The 2908-nt window shown below is 72.4% G+C and carries 3 protein-coding genes; all 3 read right to left on the minus strand.

Annotated elements, in window-relative coordinates; all coding sequences use genetic code 11:
- Positions 1 to 366, minus strand: a 366-nt coding sequence (locus ACWEN3_RS44540) for a TetR/AcrR family transcriptional regulator (protein WP_452983868.1), incomplete at its 3' end; no start/stop codon positions are given.
- 99 nt (positions 367 to 465) lie between these two features.
- A complete protein-coding gene (locus tag ACWEN3_RS44545) occupies positions 466 to 1287 on the minus strand; it encodes a lipase family protein (RefSeq protein WP_452983871.1) in 822 nt (273 codons plus the stop codon).
- Positions 1288 to 1337: 50 nt separating this feature from the next.
- Complete coding sequence (locus ACWEN3_RS44550; protein ID WP_452983874.1) at positions 1338 to 2543, minus strand: FAD-dependent monooxygenase; 1206 nt, start codon at positions 2541 to 2543, stop codon at positions 1338 to 1340.
- Positions 2544 to 2908: the final 365 nt, after the last annotated feature.

Raw genomic sequence — 2908 nt, forward strand, 5'->3', positions numbered from 1 at the left:
GTACATCACGCCGAGGCCGACGAGGGCGGCGACGGCCAGCTCGGCACGCAGGCCGGGGTCGGGGCCGGTGAGCCGGGCGGCGAGTCGTTCGGTCACCTGGGCACGGAAGTTGGCGCGCAGGATGTCGCCGTGGTCGCCCTGCAGCGGGGTGAGCACGGCACCGGAGAGCAGGGTGGCGGTGACCGTCCAGGAGACGGCGGCGGGCGAGGCGCCGGTGAGCCGGGGCAGGTCCGGCAGGAGGGGGACGACCACGGTCTGCATGACCGCCATGAGGATTCCGCCCGACGCCAGCACGGGAATCGTGAGCCGGTCCCGCAGCCGGGGCGGGCCGGCCGGCGGCCGGGATGTCGGGACGGGGCGGCCCATCGGCGCTCCTGCGGACGACATGGCGGAGAGGTGAATGACCATTCACCCTGTCGAGTGAATGGTCATTCACCAACGCCGCTCGGGCCTCCTGGCGACAGCTCAGGCCAGGTTCTTCTCCAGGGCCGTCAGGTAGTTGGCCATGAAGTGGTCGCGGATGCCGTCGGAGGCGGGCGCGAAGGCGCCGGCGGTCATCCCCCTCGCGCGGTCGGCGAGGGCCGAGAGCATCGGCATGCTCTCGTGCAGCCGGCCCTGGGAGTCGATGTAGCGCAGCGCCCGCACATGGGTGAAGGCGGGCTCGGGCGGCAACTGGGTGACGATGTCGTTGTTGTTGACGAAGCGGTACATGCGGCCGCCGAACCCCTTGTGGAACGCCTCGGCGAGCAGCCGGTCGCAGGTGCGGGGCCGGCCGAAGGTGTAGACGCCGTCCGCTGCCAGGTGCGGGTCCTCCAGGTACAGCCGGGCACCGGCCAGCATGGCGAGGGCGCCGCCGAGGCTGTGCCCGGTGAAGTAGACGCTCTGCCCGTCGGTGCGCAGCTCGGCGAGGGCGGCGGAGACGGCCGGGTAGACCGACTCCAGGGCCTCGGCGAAGCCGTGGTGGACGTAGCCGTTGCCGCCGGGGCCGGGCCACGGCGGGGTGTCGGAGTCGGAGAGCCAGTCCCTGATCCGGGCGGGCTCGGTGCCGCGGAACGCCGTGACGATCATCCGGTCGCTCGCCATGGTGCAGGCCTGGGTGTCCTCCAGCGGGAAGGGCGGGGTGAAGCGGGTCTCGTGGTGCCGCACCTGGTCGAAGCCCCACTGGGCGGCCTGGCTCTCGATGGCGGCGCGGTCCTTGTAGGCCAGCTCGGCCACGCGGGCCAGCCAGTAGGCGCGCTGCGGGCTGTAGCCGGTCGAGGCATGGTCGAACGTGACGGGTACGGCCATGGGCGGTACTCCTCCGGAGCGGGCGTGCTGCGTGTGGGGGGAAGGGGCGGCTAGCGCCGGTCGCCCGTGGAGCGGGCGTGCTGCAGGGCCCGGGCCGTGCGGGGGCCGAGCCATCGCTTGAACCTGCGCAGCACCTCCAGTTGCCCGGCGGCCTTGTCGAGGCCGTAGTACAGCTGCGGCGGGACGTGGGGCAGCAGCGGCGAGTGGCGCTGGCCGAGCAGGGCGAACATGCGGTGCGGAGGCAGGTGGATGTAGCGGGGCAGGTTCTCGTACCACCGGGCGCTGTAGCGGGCCGCGCTCTGCGCGGAGAGCAGTTCGGCCTGGCGCCGGCGCTGGTAGGCGGCGAGCGCCTCGGGCAGGCGGGAGTGCTCACGCAGGGCGCCGGCCAGGCACATGGCGTCCTCCAGGGCGAGGGTGGTGCCGGCGCCGATGGAGTAGTGGGTGGTGTGGGCCGCGTCGCCGAGCAGGACCAGGTTGCCGTGGTGCCAGGCGCGGTTGGTGAGCGTGCGGAAGGTCTGCCAGGTCGCCCCGGGGCGAGCGATCAGGGGGTGGCCGTCGAGGACGCCGGCGAAGAGCTTCTCCAGCAGGGTGAGGCCCTCGCCCTGGTCCATGCGGTCCAGGCCGAGGCCGGTGAGGGTCTCGGGGGAGCACTCGACGACGCAGGTGCTGTGGTCGCCGCTGTAGCCGTAGCCGTAGGCCCAGATCCAGCCGTGCCCGGTCTCGGTGAAGGCGAAGGTGAACGCGTCGAAGACCTTGGTGGTGCCGAGCCAGACGTAGGGGTTGCGGCCGGCGCCGGTCTCGGTGCCGAAGTGCCCGGCGTGGCGGGTGCGCAGGGCGCTGTGCACGCCGTCGGCCGCCACGACGAGGTCCGCGTCGGCGGGCGGTTCGGTGATCTCGCTCTCGAACTCCAGGCGCACGCCGAGGGTGCGGGCCCGGTCGGCGAGCAGGTCGAGCAGCCGGTGGCGGCCGATGCCGAAGCCCTCGTCGCCCCGGTGACGTGTCGTCAGCTCCCCCACCCGCGCGACGCCTTCGCTCCAGCGCACCGAGGCCTCCTCGATCGCCCGCGCCGTGGTGGCGTCGTACGCCTGGAGCCGGTCGAGGAGGCCGCGCCAGTACGTGACGCCCCAGCCGTAGGTGCAGCCCTCGGGGTTGCGCTCGTGGACGGTGACGTCGTGGGACGGGTTGCGCAGCTTGAGCAGGATGGCGAGGTACAGGCCCGCGGGCCCGCCTCCGACACAGACGACCTTCACGCACATACCCCTGACAGTCACCCGACGTGGCCGAACGACAACGGAGGGTAGCAGGGCGTACGGCGCCCCGATCGCGTCACTTTGCCGCCGTGAGCCGCGCCACCCGTGCGCACGGCGGCCGAGAAGGATCACCGGAAAGCCGCGCCGCCCGGCAAGGAATTCCCCGTTCCGGGGTCGATCACCCCACCGCCACAGCAAGATCGTTTTGGTTCAACCCTGTACGGCATGTGGCCAATTGTCCTGATCCCGGCCAACCGGTTACGGGGGATTTCTTCTGCGCTCGGACCCCCGGATAGGCATGCGTCGTCACCACCCGAACCCCCTGACCCAAGGACCCGCATGCCCGACATCACCCGCCGCCGCGCGCTCAC

Source organism: Streptomyces sp. NPDC004561 (assembly GCF_053602155.1).

What these genes read in the sequence shown, in the direction of transcription:
- ACWEN3_RS44545 (WP_452983871.1), bottom strand. Translation starts at nt 1,287, where the DNA reads ATGGCCGTACCCGTCACGTTCGACCATGCCTCGACCGGCTACAGCCCG.
- ACWEN3_RS44550 (WP_452983874.1), bottom strand. Translation starts at nt 2,543, where the DNA reads ATGTGCGTGAAGGTCGTCTGTGTCGGAGGCGGGCCCGCGGGCCTGTAC.